This window comes from Plasticicumulans lactativorans (assembly GCF_004341245.1).
In the GTDB taxonomy this organism is placed as follows: Bacteria; Pseudomonadota; Gammaproteobacteria; order Competibacterales; family Competibacteraceae; genus Plasticicumulans_A; species Plasticicumulans_A lactativorans.
Genome location: NZ_SLWY01000002.1, coordinates 53,685 through 69,660, shown reverse-complemented (window position 1 = coordinate 69,660; position 15,976 = coordinate 53,685). Strand labels below are relative to the sequence as shown.

Annotated in this window: 10 protein-coding genes; 3 read left to right on the top strand and 7 right to left on the bottom strand. The window is 75.9% G+C overall.

The features are described from left to right. Positions 1-22: 22 nt before the first annotated feature. From peaD to qhpE, 3 genes are read left to right on the top strand one after another with little or no spacing between them, the layout of a single operon-like run. On the top strand, positions 23-1,120 hold the full coding sequence (gene peaD, locus EV699_RS01425) for a quinohemoprotein amine dehydrogenase subunit beta (RefSeq protein ID WP_132538225.1): 1,098 nt from the start codon (positions 23-25) through the stop codon (positions 1,118-1,120). Positions 1,121-1,136: 16 nt separating this feature from the next. Further along, positions 1,137-2,822, top strand: a complete 1,686-nt coding sequence (locus tag EV699_RS01420) for an ABC transporter ATP-binding protein/permease (protein ID WP_132538223.1) — start codon at positions 1,137-1,139, stop codon at positions 2,820-2,822. Then, entirely contained in the window at positions 2,819-3,499 is a 681-nt protein-coding gene (gene qhpE / locus EV699_RS01415; RefSeq protein WP_132538221.1) for a subtilisin-like serine protease QhpE, read from the top strand. The genes EV699_RS01420 and qhpE overlap by 4 nt, the downstream gene beginning before the upstream one ends. 24 nt (positions 3,500-3,523) lie before the next feature. On the opposite strand, the gene EV699_RS01410 is transcribed toward qhpE, so the two are convergent. From EV699_RS01410 to EV699_RS01380, 7 genes are all read right to left on the bottom strand, one after another. Continuing rightward, entirely contained in the window at positions 3,524-4,585 is a 1,062-nt protein-coding gene (locus tag EV699_RS01410; protein ID WP_132538219.1) for a porin, read from the bottom strand. 136 nt (positions 4,586-4,721) lie between these two features. Then, the gene (locus tag EV699_RS01405; protein WP_279389392.1) at positions 4,722-6,332 is read right to left on the bottom strand and encodes an amidase; all 1,611 of its coding nucleotides are present in this window, start codon (positions 6,330-6,332) and stop codon (positions 4,722-4,724) included. A 230-nt stretch (positions 6,333-6,562) separates the two neighbouring features. Next, positions 6,563-7,342 carry a helix-turn-helix domain-containing protein gene (locus EV699_RS01400; protein ID WP_132538217.1) on the bottom strand — a complete coding sequence of 260 codons (780 nt, stop codon included), beginning with the start codon at positions 7,340-7,342 and terminating at the stop codon, positions 6,563-6,565. Between the two features lie 42 nt (positions 7,343-7,384). Continuing rightward, entirely contained in the window at positions 7,385-8,719 is a 1,335-nt protein-coding gene (gene qhpG / locus EV699_RS01395; RefSeq protein ID WP_132538215.1) for a flavin-dependent monooxygenase QhpG, read from the bottom strand. Next, positions 8,716-9,054, bottom strand: coding sequence for a hypothetical protein (locus tag EV699_RS01390; protein ID WP_132538213.1), 339 nt, complete (start codon positions 9,052-9,054; stop codon positions 8,716-8,718). Before EV699_RS01390 ends, qhpG begins: the two co-directional genes overlap by 4 nt. 26 nt (positions 9,055-9,080) lie before the next feature. Next, the gene (locus tag EV699_RS01385) at positions 9,081-10,604 is read right to left on the bottom strand and encodes an aldehyde dehydrogenase family protein (protein WP_132538211.1); all 1,524 of its coding nucleotides are present in this window, start codon (positions 10,602-10,604) and stop codon (positions 9,081-9,083) included. A 116-nt stretch (positions 10,605-10,720) separates the two neighbouring features. Further along, positions 10,721-15,895: an alpha-2-macroglobulin family protein gene (locus EV699_RS01380; protein WP_132538209.1), complete on the bottom strand. Its 5,175-nt coding sequence runs from the start codon at positions 15,893-15,895 to the stop codon at positions 10,721-10,723. Positions 15,896-15,976: the final 81 nt, after the last annotated feature.

Below are 15,976 nucleotides of genomic sequence, written 5' to 3'. Positions count from 1 at the left end.
CGAGCGCCCGAGGACGACACCGATGAAGAAGACCCATGCCCTGCTGCCGGCCGCGCTGCTCGCGGCACTCGGCGGCCTCGCCGGCGGCACCGATGCCCACGCCGCCACCTACCTGCTCACCGCCGCGCGGCCCAACCAGCTGGTGCTGGTCAACGCCACCGAGCGCAAGGTCGAGCGCACCTACCCGATCCCCGGCGACGGCATCCCCAGCGTGGTCGCGCTGTCGCCGGACTCGTGCATCGCCTACGTGCTGACCAACCGCTGGGAGAGCGTGTCGGGCATCGACCTCGACACCGGCAAGGAGGTGTTCCGCGCCGACATGTCCGAGCCCGGCCTGCGCGTGAAGACGATGTTCGCGATGACCGTCAGCGCCGACGGCAAGGAGCTCTACGTCCACCAGATCCCGACGCGGCTGAAGGCCACCGAGTACCAGGTGGAACCGACCCGCATCGCGGTGTACGACACCGCCGCCGGCCTCGGTGCCAGGCCGAAGAAGACCTTCCCGGCGCCGCGCAGCATCGTCCAGCTGCTCCCGGCCCGCGACGGCGGGCGCGTCTACGCACTCGGCCGCGAGCTGTTCGCCTTCGACACCCACACCGGCCAGCTCGCCGAGACGCTGCCGCTGCAGTCGTGGAAGCAGCCCAACCTGTCGGCGCCCGACGTGCTCGCGGTGTGGCCGCAGTGGGAGCAGAGCGGCGTGTTCGCGACGCCCTACTACGCGGCGCGCACCGACCTGCCGGCCGACAGCCCCGAAGCCTTCCGCACCGGGCTGCTGACGCTCGACCTGAAGACCGGCGCGATGAAGGCGACCGACTTCGAGCCCACCGCGGTGGTGATCTTCTCGTCGGTGATCAACCCGGTGAAGCACGACGAGGCCTTCAGCGTGTACACGCAGCTGAGCAAGATCGACCTCGCCGGCGGCCGCGTCGCCAAGCGCATCGACCTCGAGCACACCTACTACTCGATCAACATGTCGGCCGACGGCAAGGAGGTCTACGTCGGCGGCGCGCTCGGCGACATCGCCGTCTACAGCAGCGACACGCTGGAGAAGCTCGCGACCATCCCGCTGCCCGGCGGGGTCAACATGAGCACCGCGTCGATGCGGGTGGTGCAGCGCTGATGCGCCGCGCGGCCGCATGAGCGCGTCCGTGGCGATGCCGCTGCCGGCGGCGTCCGGCCCGCGCGCCACCCTCGCCTGGCTGGGCGGGCTGCTGGCGCCGCGCCGCGCGCTGCTCGGCGGCGTGCTGCTGCTGTCGATCGGCGGTGTCGCGCTGGGGCTCGCCCAGCCCTGGCTCAGCAAGCTGCTGATCGACGACGGCCTGCTCGCCCGCGACTACCGGCTGATCGCCGCCATGGCGGCGCTGATGGTGGCGGCGGCGCTGCTCGGCACGCTGGTCGAGGCCGGCAACCGCGTCTGCTACCTGCGCCTGTCGGCCTCGGTGCTGTTCACGCTGCGCGAGGCGGTGTACCGCCACCTGCAGGGGCTGTCGCCGAGCTACTACGCGCGCACCCGCGCCGGCGAGCTGCTGGCGCGCCTCGACGGCGACGTCGCCGAGGTGCAGCGCTTCGCCATCGACGGCCCGCTGGCGCTGGTCAACGGCGTGGTCGCGCTGCTGCTGTCGGTCGCGGTGATGCTGCAGTTGAGCCCCGAGCTCAGCCTGCTCGCCGCGACGGTGATCCCGCTGGAGGTGTGGTTCCTGCGCCGCCTGCGGCCGCGGCTCGAAGCGCGCACGCGCGCGCTGCGCGACCGCGGCGCGGCGGTCACCGCCTTCCTGGTCGAGACGCTGCAGGCGATGAAGTTCATCCAGTCGAGCGGCGCCGAGGCGCGCGAGCACGCGCGCCTGCGCGCGCTCAACGCCGACTACCTCGCCGCGCTGCAGGAGCAGCAACTGCTCGGCCTCGCCGCCGCCGGCGTGCCGCGCCTGCTGGCGGCGTTCGCCACCGCCGCGGTGTTCGCCTGGGGCGGCTACCGCGTGGTCGACGGCAGCCTGAGCGTCGGCACCCTGCTCGCCTTCTCCGCCTACCTGCTGCGCGCCACCGGCCCGGCGCAGACCCTGCTCGGGCTCTACCTCGGCCTGCAGCGCGCGCGCGTGAGCCTCGAGCGCGTCGGCGAGCTGCTGCAGCAGGCGCCGGCGGTGACCCCGCCGGCACACCCCGTGCCGCTGCCGGCCGACGCGCGCGGCGCGCTCGACATCGACGGCGTCGACTTCGCCTACGCGGCGCACGGCCCGCTGCTGCTGCGCGGCGCCCGCCTGCACGTTGCGTCCGGCACCAAGCTGGCGCTGACCGGCGCCTCGGGGGTCGGCAAGTCGACGCTGATCGACCTCCTGCTGCGCCACTTCGACCCGCGCGCCGGACACATCCGCCTCGACGGGGTCGACCTGCGCGAGCTCGACCCCGCCGAGCTGCGCCGCCGCGTCGTGGTGGTGAGCCAGGAGGTGACGCTGTTCGCCGGCAGCCTCGGCGACAACCTCGCCTACCTGCGCCCGCAGGCGAGCCTTGACGAGCTGCACGCCGCGCTCGCCGCCGCGCGCCTCGACGGCCTCGCCCTCGACACCCCGGTCGGCAGCGGCGGCGGCGGGCTCTCCGGCGGTCAGCGCCAGCGCCTCGCGCTCGCGCGTGCGCTGCTGCTCGACCCGCTGCTGCTGATCCTCGACGAGGCGAGTTCGGCGCTCGACGCGGCGACCGCGCGCGAGGTCGCCGCCGCCGTCGACGCGCGCTTCGCCGACCGCACGCGGCTGGTGATCGCGCACCGCCTCGACACCGTCGGCGCGGTCGACGCGGTGGTGGAGCTGCGCGACGGCCGGCTGGTGGCCGGGTGAGCGCGCCGCCGCCGGGCGCCGGCGTCGCGGTCGGGCTGATCGACAGCGGCCTCGCCCCGGCGCTCGCCGCGCGCGCCGCGGCCGACGTCGCGGTGCAGGTCGACGCCGACGGCCAGGCGACGATCGGTGCCGCGCGCGCCGACGCGGTCGGCCACGGCAGCGCGCTCGCCGCGCTGCTCCTCGCCGCCGCACCTGCGGTGCGCCTCTACAGCGTGCAGGCCTTCGCCGCGGCCGGGCCGGGTTCGGCCGCGGCGGTCGCGGCGGCGCTCGACTGGCTGGTCGCGCAGCGCGTGCGCGTGGTCAACCTGAGCCTCGGCCTGCGCGCCGACCGCCCGCGGCTGCGCGCCGCGGTGGCGGCGGCGCAGGCCGCCGGCGTGCTGCTGGTCGCCTCCAGCCCGGCGCGCGGCGGCCCGGTGTATCCGGCCGCCTACCCCGGGGTGCTGCGCGTGTGCGGCGACGCGCGCTGCGCCGACGGCGAATTCTCGGCGCTCGGCGGCCACCCCGCCGACATCGGCGCGAGCCCCGCCGGCGGTGGCGCGAGCCTCGCCTGCGCGCGCGTCAGCGCCGCCCTCGCCGCGCTGCTCGCCGCCACCCCCGACATCGACGCCACGGCGTTGCGCCGCGCCCTGCAGGCGCGCTGCCGCTTCCACGGCGCCGAGCGGCGCCACGGCGACTGAACCGCGGCGCTGCCCGGCGCGCGCTCAGAAGTCGTGGCGGATGCCGAGCGCGAGGTTGGTGTACTCGTCGGTCAGCCCCACGCCGTTGCCGAGGATCGGGCCGCCGATCTGGGCGAAGGCGTTGTCGCCGTATTCGAGGTAGAGCCGCGTGCGCTTGCTCAGGTTGTGCTGCACGCCGACGCGCCAGGTGTCGTGGCGGCTGTCGTCGCGAATCTCGACCTCGTCGAGGTCGAAGCGCGACCAGCCGGCGCGCAGCGTGGTCGCGCCGATGCTGTACTCGGCGACCAGCTCCAGCACGCTCGGGCGGGTGTCGTCGGCGCCGATGCGCGCGACGTCGGCCTGGTGCCAGGCACCGGTGAGGCTGACCGGGCCGGTCTCGTAGCTCGCCGCCAGGCCCCACACGCTGAAGCCGCCGGCGTAGTCGTCGCGGTACGCCGCGCCGAGCGTCAGCCCGCCGTTGCGGTAGGCGAGCGCGAGGTCGTAGAGGTCGATGCCCGACTTGTCCTCGGTGTCGATGCGCACCCCCGGCCCGACCCCCGCCCACGCCGCCATCGGTGCGTTGCGCAGCAGCGCGCTGCCCGGGCCGCTGCCGTTCGCGACCACCGCGAGGTAGCCGGTGAAGCCCTTCCACTCGGGCGAGGTGTACATCAACGAATCGGTGATGCGGTGCGGCACGCCCAGGTAGTAGTAGCCGAGGGCGAAGCCGTCGCTGCGCCAGCGCTCGGCGAGGCCGACGGTCAGGTAGTAGGGGCTCAGCTGGTTGCCGAGCGTCAGCGTGCCGAAGCCGCCCTTCAGGCCGACCCAGCTGGTGCGCTCGTTGAACGGGCTGCCGCTGCCGGTGCCGTCGGCGTTGACGCCGAACTCGTACTGGTAGACCGCGCTGAGGCCGCCGCCGAGCGCCTCGTCGCCGCGCACGCCGAAGCGCGAGGCATCATTGCGCACGTCCCAGAAGCGCGTGTCGGCGCTGCGGTTGTGGGTGTAGTTCACGCCCAGGCGGATGCTGCCGTAGAGCGTGGTGTCGGCCGCGGCGGTGCCGGCGGCGCACAGGGCGCCGCCGAGCGCGAGGGTGTTCAGCAGGTTCTTCATGGTGGTGCTTCCTCAAGGGGGATGGGCCGAAGGACGCCCGCGGGCTGCCTGCGCAGCCCGTGGCGGGGGGTCCGGCCCGGGGGTGCCGCCGGCTTGTCCCAGCCGGTCGGCGTGGCGGTGGCGGAGCGGCGTGCGCTCAGCCGGCGAGCGCGCCCGGCGGGCGCTTCTGCACCCACTGTGTCGCCTGTTCGTAGGCGCGGGCGAGCTGCAGCACGGCGAGGTCGGCGTGCGGCCTGCCGATCACCTGCAGCCCCATCGGCAGCCCGGCGGCGCTGAAGCCGACCGGCACGCTGATCGCCGGCAGGCCGGCCAGGGTCACGCCGGTGACCACCTCCATCCAGCGGTGGTAGGTGTCCATCGGCCGACCGGCGACCTCCTTCGGCCAGTGGACCCTGGCGTCGAAGGGGAACACCTGGGCGGTCGGCAGCAGCAGGTAGTCGTAGGTCTGGAACAGCTTGCCGAGTGCCTGGTACCAGGCGCTGCGCGCGGCCGACGCCTTGTAGACGTCGACCGCCGAGAGCTTGAGGCCGCCCTCGACCTCCCACTGCGCCTCGGGCTTCAGCAGCTCGCGCTTGGCCGGGTCGGCGTAGAAGTCGCCGAGGCCGCCGGCGACCAGCCAGTGGCGCAGCGTCAGCCAGGTCTGCCAGACGCGCTCCATCGCGAAGTCGGGCTTCGCCTCCTCGACCGTGCAGCCGACCGCCTCGAAATCCTTCAGCGCCGCGCGGCACAGCTCCAGCACGCCCGGCTCCATCGGCAGGTAGCCGCCGTAGTCGCCGAGCCAGCCGACGCGCGTGCCCTTGAAGTCGCGCGCGAGCGACTGCGCGAACACCGCCGGGTCCTGCTCGATCGCGAGCGGGGTGCGCGGGTCGAAGCCCGCCTGCACCGACAGCAGCAGCGCGAGGTCGGTCACCGTGCGCGCCATCGGCCCCTCGTAGCCGAGCTGCTGCACGAACACCTCGGCGGTGGGGCCGAACGGTACCCGCCCCTGCGACGGGCGGAAGCCGAACACGTTGTTGTAGGCGGCGGGGTTGCGCAGCGAGCCCATCATGTCGCTGCCGTCGGCCACCGGCAGCATGCGCAGCGCCAGCGCCACCGCCGCGCCGCCGCTGCTGCCGCCGGCGATGCGCGTCGGGTCGTAGGCGTTGACGGTGGTGCCGAACACCGGGTTGTAGGTGTGCGAGCCGAGGCCGAACTCGGGGGTGTTGGTCTTGCCGATGTAGATCGCGCCGGCCTTCTTCGCGCGCTCGACGATGATCGCGTCGGTCTTCGGCACGTAGTCCTTGAACAGCGGCGAGCCGAAGGTGGTGCGGATGCCCGCGGTCGCCGCGAGGTCCTTCGCCGCCTGCGGCAAGCCGTGCATCCAGCCGAGGTACTCGCCGCGCGCGAGCTGGCGGTCGCGCTCGTCGGCCTGCGCCAGCAGCGCCTCGGGGTCCTGCAGCGAGACGATGGCGTTGGCGCCGGGGTTCACGCGCGCGATGTGGGCGAGGAAGGCCTGCATCACTTCGCGGCACGACACCTGCCTGCTGCGGATCGCCGCGGCGAGGTCGACGGCGTCGAGCATGACCAGCTCGGCGGGCCTGCCGGCGGTGGCGCCCGCCGCGCGCGCCGGCGCGGCGCCGACCAGGCCGCCGAGCGCAGCGGCGCTGAGCACGGCGCCGGAGGCGAGCCCCATGCGCACGAGGAAGTCGCGGCGGTTCAGCGCCGGGCCGGCCGGCAGGGTGGAATCGGAAGGGGTGGCGGAAGGCATCGGTCGGGCTCCTCGGTGGCCGGGGGCGGCTGTCGTCCGGCCGGGGCCGGGGCGATGCCGCGCGCATCTGTCAGGGGTCGCCGCTGCGGGGGCGGCGACGCTGCTGCGAGGCCCAGACTAGGGGCTGCGGGAGGGGGCGACAAATCGCACGGTTCCACCTGCCGGAACCATTCATTTCCCTTTTCGATCAGCTATCTGAAGAACACGCACGAAGGCCGCCAAAGGCCCTTTCAGGGCTGCTCGTCAAGCGCCTGGCGCAGTCCCGCGACGGCCCGGGCGAGGGCCTCCAGGTGGGCTTCGGCGACGGCATCGACGCTCGCCTGCGCCGACGGCCAGTGCAGCGCCACGGCGCCGATCGTCGCCGCCCCCAGGCGCAGCGGCAGCGCCAGCGCGCGGATCGCGAACGGCGGCTGCATCGGGTACTCCCAGTGCCCCTCGGTGCGCGCGCCGTAGCCGGCGCGCCGCACCGCCTCGCGCACCGGCCCGGCGTGCGCGGGGTCGACGCCGCGGCGCGCGAGCAGCGCGGCGAACGCGGCGTCGTCGAGGTCGCCGAGGCAGGCCTTGCCCATCGCCGAGTGCAGCAGGCTCGACCTGAGCCCGACCAGCGGCAGGCGCGGCGGGTACAGCGGGCGCAGCGCCGCCGGCGCGTAGCTCTCGACGATGCCGAGGCCGGCGTCGTCGAACAGCGCGAGGTCCGCGGTGCAGCCGCTGCGCTCGCCGAGCTCGATCAGCCACGGCGCGGCACGCTCGACGACGCCGTGGACGTAGCGCCGGCGCGCGTCCACCGGCGTGCGCGTGCGCGCCGGGCGGTAGCGGCGGTCCGCGAGGCCGCGGAACAGCCAGCCCTGCTCGACCAGCGTGCGCAGCAGGCGCGACACCGTCGGCTTCGGCAGCCCGGTCAGGTAGTGCAGTTCCTCCAGCCCGAGCTCGCCGTGCTGGTCGATCAGCGCGAGCAGGGTGAGCGCGCGTTCGACCGAGCGCACCCGGTCGCCATCGTCGGCAGCCGCCATCGCAGGGCCTCCGCTACAGGTGGGAAGGGCGCCGGCGCGCCGTCAGTCGCCGGCGGCCACCGGCGCGTGCGCGCGCAGCCACGCCAGCGCCGCGTGCACCGCCGCCGGCGCGACGCCGAGGCGTTCGGCGTAGCCGGCCACGAAGCCGGGCCCGCCGGCCGCCCCGCGCCACGCCTGCCACAGCGGCACCAGCGGCACGCCGGCCACCTGCCAGACGCCGCGCGGCTGCTCGGCGGTGACGACGACCGCGTCCTCGACGATGAAGCCGTCGCGCGACACCGGCCGGCGCACGATGCGCGCCGCGCCGGCCGCGGCCGGCGCGTGTGCCGGCTCGGCGTCGGGCCAGCGGCTGCGCGCGGCCCAGAACGGCGCCTGCGGCCAGCGCCGCTCCAGCGCGTAGAAGTCGCGGCCGATGCGCGCCTTGCGCAGGCCGTCGCCGGCGACGCGCTCGCGGTGGAAGGCCATCGCCGCCGCGGCCTGCTGCGGGCGCCGCAGCAGGGTGTTGATCACCGCGACCGCGGCGAGCCCCGCACCGACCGCCTCGAACACGCCGTGCCCGGACAGCGGGTCGATCGCGAACGCCGCATCGCCGAGGCGCAGGTGCGACGGCGACACCAGGTCGTCGCTCAGCAGCGTCTGCGCCTGGCGCGCGTGCACCTCGCCGAGCGGCGTGGCGCCGGCGAGCCGCGCGGCGAGCGCCGGCACGCGCCCGAGCAGCGCGGCGTGGTGCGCGGCGAGCGTCGAGCGCCCGGGCAGCGCCGGGGCGGTGTCGAGGAAGAACTGCAGCACCGCCTCGCTGCCGTCGCCGGCGAACCACGCCCAGCCGGCGTCGAAGGTGTCGATCGCGCTCGCCGCCGGGCGCCCGGCGGGCAGGCGGTAGCGCCGCGCCAGCGCGGTGGTCGGCGGGCCCTGCAGCAGCGGCTGGCGCGGCGCGGCGCGCCCGCGCGCCTCGACCAGGAAGCGCGCGCGCCAGCCCGCCGCCTGCGGTGCGCCGGCCACGCCGACGTGCCAGCCGTCGGCGCGGTGCTCGACGTGCCCGGCGCGGGCGCCGAGCACGCGCACGCCGGCGTCGGCGGCGTCGCGCTCCAGCGCGGCATCGAAGCGCGGGCGGTCGGTGATCCACTCGCGGTTGCCGCCGAAGGCCGCGCCGTTCCATTCGGCGTCGCGGCGGATCTCCACGCCGACCGCGGCGAGCGCATGCACGCAGCCGGCGTGGCGCAGGCCGTCGAGCGCGCGCCCGGCGAGGCCCTCGAACGCCGCCGGCCGCCGCCGCCGCGTCAAGAGCAGCACGTCGAGCCCGTGCGCGGCGAGGCCGCGCGCGACGACCACGCCGGCCGGACCGCCGCCGAGCACCAGCACGTCGGCGATCGCGCTCATGCCGCGCCCTCCCCGCCGGCGCCCGGCAGGCGCCGCAGCAGCACCAGCTCCTGCGCGCTCAGCGGCTCGGCGCGGCAGGCGAAGCCGTCGGCACCGGCGACGTCGATCAGCAGGCGGTGGCGGGCGAGTGCCGCGTAGCGCGCCGCCGCGACGTAGCACGGCACCCCGGCCGCGCAGCCGAGCGGCACGTGTCCGGGGCCGGGCGTGAAGCCGCCGCCGACCGCGTGCAGCCGGCCGTCGGCATCGAGGACCAGGGCGCCGGCGCCGCCGTGCAGCCGCAGCGCGGCCACACGGGCACGGGCGGCGGCACTCAGCACCACGCGCGCGGGCGTCATCGGGCGGCGGCGGACGCGTCCGCGCCTCAGCGGTACAGGCCCAGCGCACCCGGGCGGTGGCTGGCGATCACGTTCTTGATCTGCTGGTAGTGATCGAGCATCACCTTGTGCCCTTCGCGGCCGATGCCGGAGCGCTTGTAGCCGCCGAAGGCCGCGTGCGCCGGGTACAGGTGGTAGGCGTTGTTCCAGATGCGCCCGGCCTGCAGCCCGCGGTTCATCGTGTGCAGGATGTCGGTGTCGCGCGACCACACCGCGGCGGCCAGCCCGTATTCGCTGTCGTTGGCGATCGCCAGCGCCTCGGCGACGGTCTCGAAGCGGGTCACGCCGACCACCGGGCCGAAGATCTCCTCGCGGAACACGCGCATGCCGTTGTGGCCTTCGAGCACCGTCGGCTGCACGTAGAAGCCGTCGTCGAGCCCGCCGCCGGGGTGCGCCCGCGCGCCGCCGGCGAGCACGCGCGCGCCCTCGCCGCGGCCGATCTCGATGTAGCCGAGGATCTTCTCCAGCTGCTCGCGCGAGGCCTGCGGGCCCATCACCGTCTGCGGGTCGAAGGGGTTGCCCTGGCGGATGCGCCCGACGCGCTCGAGCGCGCGCTCGAGGAAGGCGTCGTAGATCGAGGCGTGCACCAGCGCGCGCGACGGGCAGGTGCACGCCTGGCCCTGGTTGAGCGCGAACATCACGAAGCCCTCGACGGCCTTGTCGAGCAGCGCGTCGTCGGCGGCCATGATGTCGGGGAAGAAGATGTTCGGCGACTTGCCGCCGAGTTCGAGCGTCACCGGGATGATGTTCTCCGAGGCGTACTGCATGATCAGCCGCCCGGTCGAGGTCTCGCCGGTGAAGGCGATCTTGGCGATGCGCGGGCTCTGCGCCAGCGGCTTGCCGGCCTCGACGCCGAAGCCCTGCACGACGTTGACCACCCCCGGCGGCAGCAGGTCGGCGATCAGCTCCATCATCACCATCAGGCTCATCGGCGTCTGCTCGGCGGGCTTGATCACCACGCAGTTGCCGGCGGCGAGCGCCGGGGCGAGCTTCCACGCCGCCATCAGCAGCGGGAAGTTCCACGGGATGATCTGGCCGACCACGCCGAGCGGCTCGTGGTAGTGGTAGGCGATGGTGTCGGCGTCGATCTCCGACAGCGTGCCTTCCTGCGCGCGCGCGGCGGCGGCGAAGTAGCGGAAGTGGTCGATCGCGATCGGCAGGTCGGCGCCCATGCTCTCGCGGATCGGCTTGCCGTTGTCGAGCGTCTCGACCAGCGCCAGCGTCTCCAGCGCGTCCTCCAGGCGGTCGGCGATGCGGTTGAGGATGCGCGCGCGCTCGGCGACCGGCGTGCGCGCCCAGCCCTCGCGGGCACGGTGGGCGGCGTCGAGGGCGAGCTCGACGTCCTGCGCGCCCGAGCGCGCGACCTCGCACAGCACGCGCCCGTCGATCGGCGTGGCGTTCTCGAACCAGCGCCCCTCGACCGGGTCGACGAACGCCCCGCCGATGAAATTGCCGTAGCGCGCACGCAGCGCCACGCGCCGCCCGATCTTCTCGATGGCCTGTTCGATCATCTGCCTTCCCCGTGGTGGCGGGCGCCGCCGTCGGCGCCCTTATTGGTTGCCGCGCACCTTAGCAACGGCGTCCGGGGCGCCTGTATTGCACTTTGCGGGGGGGCGGGCCGCGCGCCTCACTCGATCTTCACGCTCCCCGGCGCACCGCGGCCGCGCACCTCGGGGCGGTACATGTCCTCGGCGAACACCGCCGGCACGCGGAACTCGCCCGGGGTCACCGCGCGCACCAGGTAGGCGAGCGTGAAGCGGCGCTGCTCGCCGAGCTCGAGCGCGGCGACGTAGCGGTCGTCGCGCAGCTCGACGTGGCGCGGCTCGGCGAGCGTCGGCAGCCACGCCAGCTCAGTCGCCGAGCGGTTCGGGCCGAGGCGGGCGTTCTCCAGCTCGAAGCCGGCCGGCAGCAGGTCGACCACCAGCGCCTGCACCGCGGCGTCGCCGGCGGCCTCGCCGCTGATCACCGCGACCAGCGTGCTGCCGGCCTTGACCGCGCCGGCGGCGAGCGGCTGGCCGTCGAGGCCGTAGAACTGGCGGGTCACGGCGATCCCCTCGGCCGCCGCCGGGCGCTCGGCGGCGGGCACGCCGCTGCGGGTGGTGCGCAGCCACGCCGCGGCGCTGCCGGCGTTGGCGAGGGTGACGCCGCCGGCGAGCGCCGCGGCGTCGGCGACCACGCGCGCGCGGCCGCCGGGGGCGGCGAGCGGCTGGCCGTCGCGGGTCACCGCGAGGGTCCCGGTGCCGGCGCCGAGCGCCTGCGCGGCGAGCAGCAGCCAGGCCTGCTCCTGCGTGCTCAGGTAGCGCTTGCGCGCGCTCTCGGCAGCGAGCTCGTTCGCCAGTTCGGCGCTGCGCGGCCCGTCCACGCCGGCTTCGAGCGCGAGCGCGAGCAGCGCGGCACGGTCGCGCAGGCCGCTGCCGTAGTCGCCGAGCCCGGGCTCGCGGGCATCGATCGCGAAGGCGCGCTCGAACGCCGCCTGCGCCCGCTCGCGCTCGCCGTAGCGCGCCAGCGCCGCGCCGAGCTGCGCGGCGGCCTGGCGCGACGGCAGCCTGGCGAGCCAGGCATCGGCGAGGTAGCGCAGCTCGCCGGCACGCGCCGCCTGCGCGCGCGCCAGCACGTAGGCGGCGTGGGCGCGCGCGGCGAGCGCGCGGGCGTCGGGGTCGGCGCCGTCGGCGAGGGTCGCGTGCAGCGCGTCGAGCGTGCGCTTCAGCGCCGCCTCGGGCACCAGGTAGTCGAGTTCGCGCGCGCGCACCAGGAGGTCGCCGACGTAGGCGGTGAGCCACGGGTCGGCGTCGTCGAAGGCGCTCCACAGGCCGAAGCCGCCGTCGCTGCGCTGCTGCGCGAGCAGCCGGCCGATGGCCTCCTGCACGCGGCCGCGCAGCGCGGTGTCCTCGCGCTCGGCGCCGAGCCAGTCGCGGGCGAGCGCGTTGGCGTAGAGCAGCGGCAGCGCGCGGCTGGTGGTCTGCTCGGCGCAGCCGTAGGGATAGCGGTCGAGCGCGTCGAGCAGCGCGGCGACGTCGAGCGGCGGGCGCGCGGCGAGCGTGACGGCAACCCGCCCGCTGCCGGGCTCGAAGCCGTCGAGCAGGCCGGCGCCGAGCACCACGCTGGCGCCGGGGTCGAGGCGGCGGGTGTCGGCGACCGCCTCGACCGGCTGCGCCGGGCGCACCGTCAGCGGCCATTCATGGCGCGAACGGCTGCCGTCGGGGCCGCTCAGCGTCAGCACCACGCGGCCGTCGCCGCCGCCGGTGGCGCGCAGCGCGAGCGTGCGCCGCACCTGCCTGCCCTGGTCGGGGCCGAAATTGACGTCGAAGGCCGCCGGGTCGTCGAAGGCGAGCGGCCCCTCGACGGTGAGCGCGGCGCGCCAGGCACCGGGTGCGGCGGCGAGGTCGTCGAGCTGCAACTGCACGCGCGCGCGGTCGCCGGGGGCGAGGAAGCGCGGCAGGTAGACCTCCGCCACCACCGGGTCGCGCACCGGCACCCGGGCCTCGGCGTGGCCGACGCGCTGGCGGTCCCAGGCCACCGCCATCAGCCGCAGGCTGCCGTTGAAGTCGGGCAGCGTCAGCGGAATCTCGGCGCGCCCCTGGGCGTCGGGCGTGACGAAGCCCGAGAACAGCGCGACGCTCGCGCGCTGCTTCAACTGCGCGCCTTCGAGGTTGCGCCCCTCGGCGTCGCCGCCGCTGCGCAGCTCGCCGGGCTCGCCGGCGGCGGGCGGGATCAGCCGGCCGTAGAGGTCGAGGAGGTCGAGCCCGAGCCGGCGCTTGCCGAGGTAGTGCGCGTTCGGGTCGGGCGCGGCGAAGTCGGTCAGTTGCAGGATGCCCTCGTCGACCGCCGCCAGCGTCAGCGTCACCGGCTCGCCGGCCTGGGCGCCGGCGACGCTCACCGGCAGGCGCACGCTCTGGCGCGGGCGCCACTCGGCGGGGGCGTCGAGGTTCACGCCAAGGGTGCGCGGCGCCGGGTCGAGCGCGAGCCAGGCGAGCCCGATCGCCCGCCCGGGGCCGAGCGCGGCGGCCTCGCGCCCGGGGCGGAACGCGGTCGCGGTCACGTACACGCCGCTGCCCCAGTCGGCGCTGACCGGCAGCTCGAACTCGCCGCCCTCGGGGCCGACGCGCAGGCTGTGCGTCGCCCACAGCTTGTGGCTCGCGACCGCCACCAGCACCTCGCCGGCGAACGGCGCCTGCACGCGCACGCGCGCCTTGTCGCCGGCGGCGTAGCGCGGCTTGTCGAGGCTCACGCGCAACTGGTCCGGGCGCTCGCCGGCGGCCGGCCCGGCGTACCAGCCGACGTGGAAGCGCACGCTGCTCGCCACGCCGTCGGCGTCGAACACCTCGAGCCGGTAGGGGCCGGCGTCGAGGCCGTCGAAGCCGAGCCGGCCGGGCGTGCCGGCGGCGAGCTCGAGGTTGCCGGCGCGCACCGGCGCGCCGTCGCGCACGATCAGCTTGTAGTCGAGCCGGCGGCTGTCGGTGTAGTACCAGTAGTAGTCGTAGCTCTCGCGGTAGAGCGCGTAGCGCAGCCCCGCCGCGGCGCGCGGCGCACCGTCGGGGGCGACGGCGATCAGCTCGAACGGCGCGCTCGCACCGGCAGCCACGCCGGCGTCGGCGTCGAAGCCGGCGCGGATGCCGATCGCGTAGGGCTGCGTGCGGTAGGGCAGGCGCAGCAGCCGGCGCACCGGGCGCCCGCCCGGCTCGCTGATCGCCGCGCGCACCGAAAGGCGCAGCGGGCGGCCGGTGTCGGGCGGCTCGGGCAGCGCCAGGCGCGCCGCGGCACGGCCCTCGGCGTCGGTGGCCTCGGGCAGGCCGGGCAGCTCGGGGCGGGTCGGCTCGAAGCTGTCCTGTGCCAGGCCGAAGCGGTAGTCCGGGTACTGCGGGTAGGGGTCGGGGTCCTCCTCGAGCACGGCGTCGACCTCGACCGGCAGGCCGCCGGCCGGCGCGCCGTAGAGGAACTGCCCGGCGATCGCGAGCGTGGCGCTGCCCTGCGGCGTCAGGTAGGCGGCGTCGGCGGCGAGGTCGAGCCTGATGCGCTGGGCGACGAAGTCCTCGACCTGGAAGCGCAGCTCGCCGATCGCCGGCGCGCCGGGGTCGGCGTGCACGCGCACGCTCCAGGTGCCGGTGCGGGCGTTGGCCGGCAGCTCCAGGCGGGTGTGGTAGGCGCCGGGCGCGCCCGGCTGCAGCGTACGCCGCTCGGCCTCCTCGCCGTCGGGGCGGCGCACGATCAGCGTCAGCGGCAGCCCGGTGACGGCGTCGGCGGCGGCATCGCGCAGCAGCGTCACCAGCTCGACCGCCTCGCCCGGACGGTAGACGCCGCGCTCGGCGTAGACGTAGGCGTCGAGCGCGCCCGGCGGCGTGCGCCCGTCGACGCCGCGGTCCGACAGGTCGAAGGCCGGCTGGCCGAGGTCGAGCACGTTGAAGTCGCCGCCCGGCCCGTAGGCGTAGAGGCCGAGCGCGGCGCGCCCGCCGCTGGCGCGCAGCAGGCCGGGGTCGAAGCGCGCGTGGCCCTCGGCGTCGGTGCTGGCGCGGGCGAGCTCGGCGTTGTTGCGCGCGTAGAGCTGCAGCTCCACCCCCGGCACCGGGCGCGCGCTGTCGAGCGAGCGCACGAACACGTGCAGCCCGTCCTCGCCGCGGAACACCGACAGGCCGAGGTCCGACACCACCAGCCACTGCGTGGCGCGCGCCTCGTAGTCGTCCTCCTCGGCGCCGCGCGGCGGCGCCGCGGTGAGCACGTAGATGCCGGGCTGCGGTGCGCGCAGCAGCGACTCGACCGGCAGCAGCGTGGTCGTCTCGCGGTTACGCTCGCCGCGGAGGTCGACCGTGCCGCGCCAGACCTCCTCGCCCTGCTCGGCGGCGATCTCGTTCTCCTGGTAGCCGTAGAGCGGCTCGGTGAGTTCGCCGCCCTGCAGGCGCTGGATCAGGTTGCGGTCGTTGATGCGCAGCAGCCGCAGCTCGGCCGCGGGCACGTTCACCGACACCAGCGGGATGCTCTGCCCGGGCCGGCGCGGCAGCACGTAGGTGGCGCCGCGGAAGGCGAGCCGCGCCGGGCGGTCGGGCACGGTCACCGTGAAGCTCTCGCTCGCCTGCGAGCGGCGCCTGCCGTCGGCGGCGGGCACGCCGGCGCGCACCGTCACGCGGTAGCTCTGGCCCCAGGCCGCGCCGTCGACGCACAGGTGCTCGGCGTGCGCGCTCGCCGCGCCGGGCAGCGCCGGCTCGATCTGCAGGAAGTCCTCGAAGTGCACCTGGCGGCCCTTGGCGAGCGGCTCGGAGAAGCTCACGCACAACCGCGGCGGGTCGCTCTCGACGTCGGCCTCGGCCCCGGTCGGGCGCAGCGCGAGCTGCTCGCGCAGTGCCTCGGCGCGCCTGGCGATGCCGGCGTCGGCGGTGAGCGCCAGGCCCTCGTCGTACAGCGCGAGCGCGCCGCGCGCGTCCTGGTTGACCTCGGTCAGCCGCCCGAGCACGAACAGCGCCGCGGCCTTGTCGTTCGCGCCGCCGGCGAGGCGCAGCGCCGCGTAGGCGGCCGGGCGGGCGAGCTCGTCCTGCGGGTTCTGGTTGCCGCGCGCCCGCGCGAGCCTCAGCCACAGCGTGCCGTCGTCGGGGTGCGCCCTGACCAGCGCCTCGAGCGGGACGATCGCCGCGCCCCAGCGCTTGTCGCGCAGCGCGGCGTCGACCTTCGCCAGCGCATCGGGCGCCGGCGGCTTGCCGGCCTGCGCCGCCAGCAGCGCGCGGTACTGGTCGGCGGCGGCCGCCAGCGCGGGGTCTTCGAAGGCGTGGGCGAGGCTCGCGCAGGCGAGCAGCAGACACAGCAACAGCGGGCGCATGCGCAAGGCTCCTTGATCCGCCGGGGGCGGGTCGCGCCATTTTAGTTGTCGCCGATCAAGCGCGGCGGCCCACGGCGGGCG

Coding starts and splice junctions, on each gene's coding strand:
- EV699_RS01385 (WP_132538211.1), bottom strand. CDS start 10,604: ATGATCGAACAGGCCATCGAGAAGATCGGGCGGCGCGTGGCGCTGCGT.
- EV699_RS01390 (WP_132538213.1), bottom strand. CDS start 9,054: ATGACGCCCGCGCGCGTGGTGCTGAGTGCCGCCGCCCGTGCCCGTGTG.
- EV699_RS01380 (WP_132538209.1), bottom strand. CDS start 15,895: ATGCGCCCGCTGTTGCTGTGTCTGCTGCTCGCCTGCGCGAGCCTCGCC.
- qhpG (WP_132538215.1), bottom strand. CDS start 8,719: ATGAGCGCGATCGCCGACGTGCTGGTGCTCGGCGGCGGTCCGGCCGGC.
- peaD (WP_132538225.1), top strand. CDS start 23: ATGAAGAAGACCCATGCCCTGCTGCCGGCCGCGCTGCTCGCGGCACTC.
- EV699_RS01405 (WP_279389392.1), bottom strand. CDS start 6,332: ATGCCTTCCGCCACCCCTTCCGATTCCACCCTGCCGGCCGGCCCGGCG.
- EV699_RS01410 (WP_132538219.1), bottom strand. CDS start 4,585: ATGAAGAACCTGCTGAACACCCTCGCGCTCGGCGGCGCCCTGTGCGCC.
- EV699_RS01400 (WP_132538217.1), bottom strand. CDS start 7,342: ATGGCGGCTGCCGACGATGGCGACCGGGTGCGCTCGGTCGAACGCGCG.
- EV699_RS01420 (WP_132538223.1), top strand. CDS start 1,137: ATGAGCGCGTCCGTGGCGATGCCGCTGCCGGCGGCGTCCGGCCCGCGC.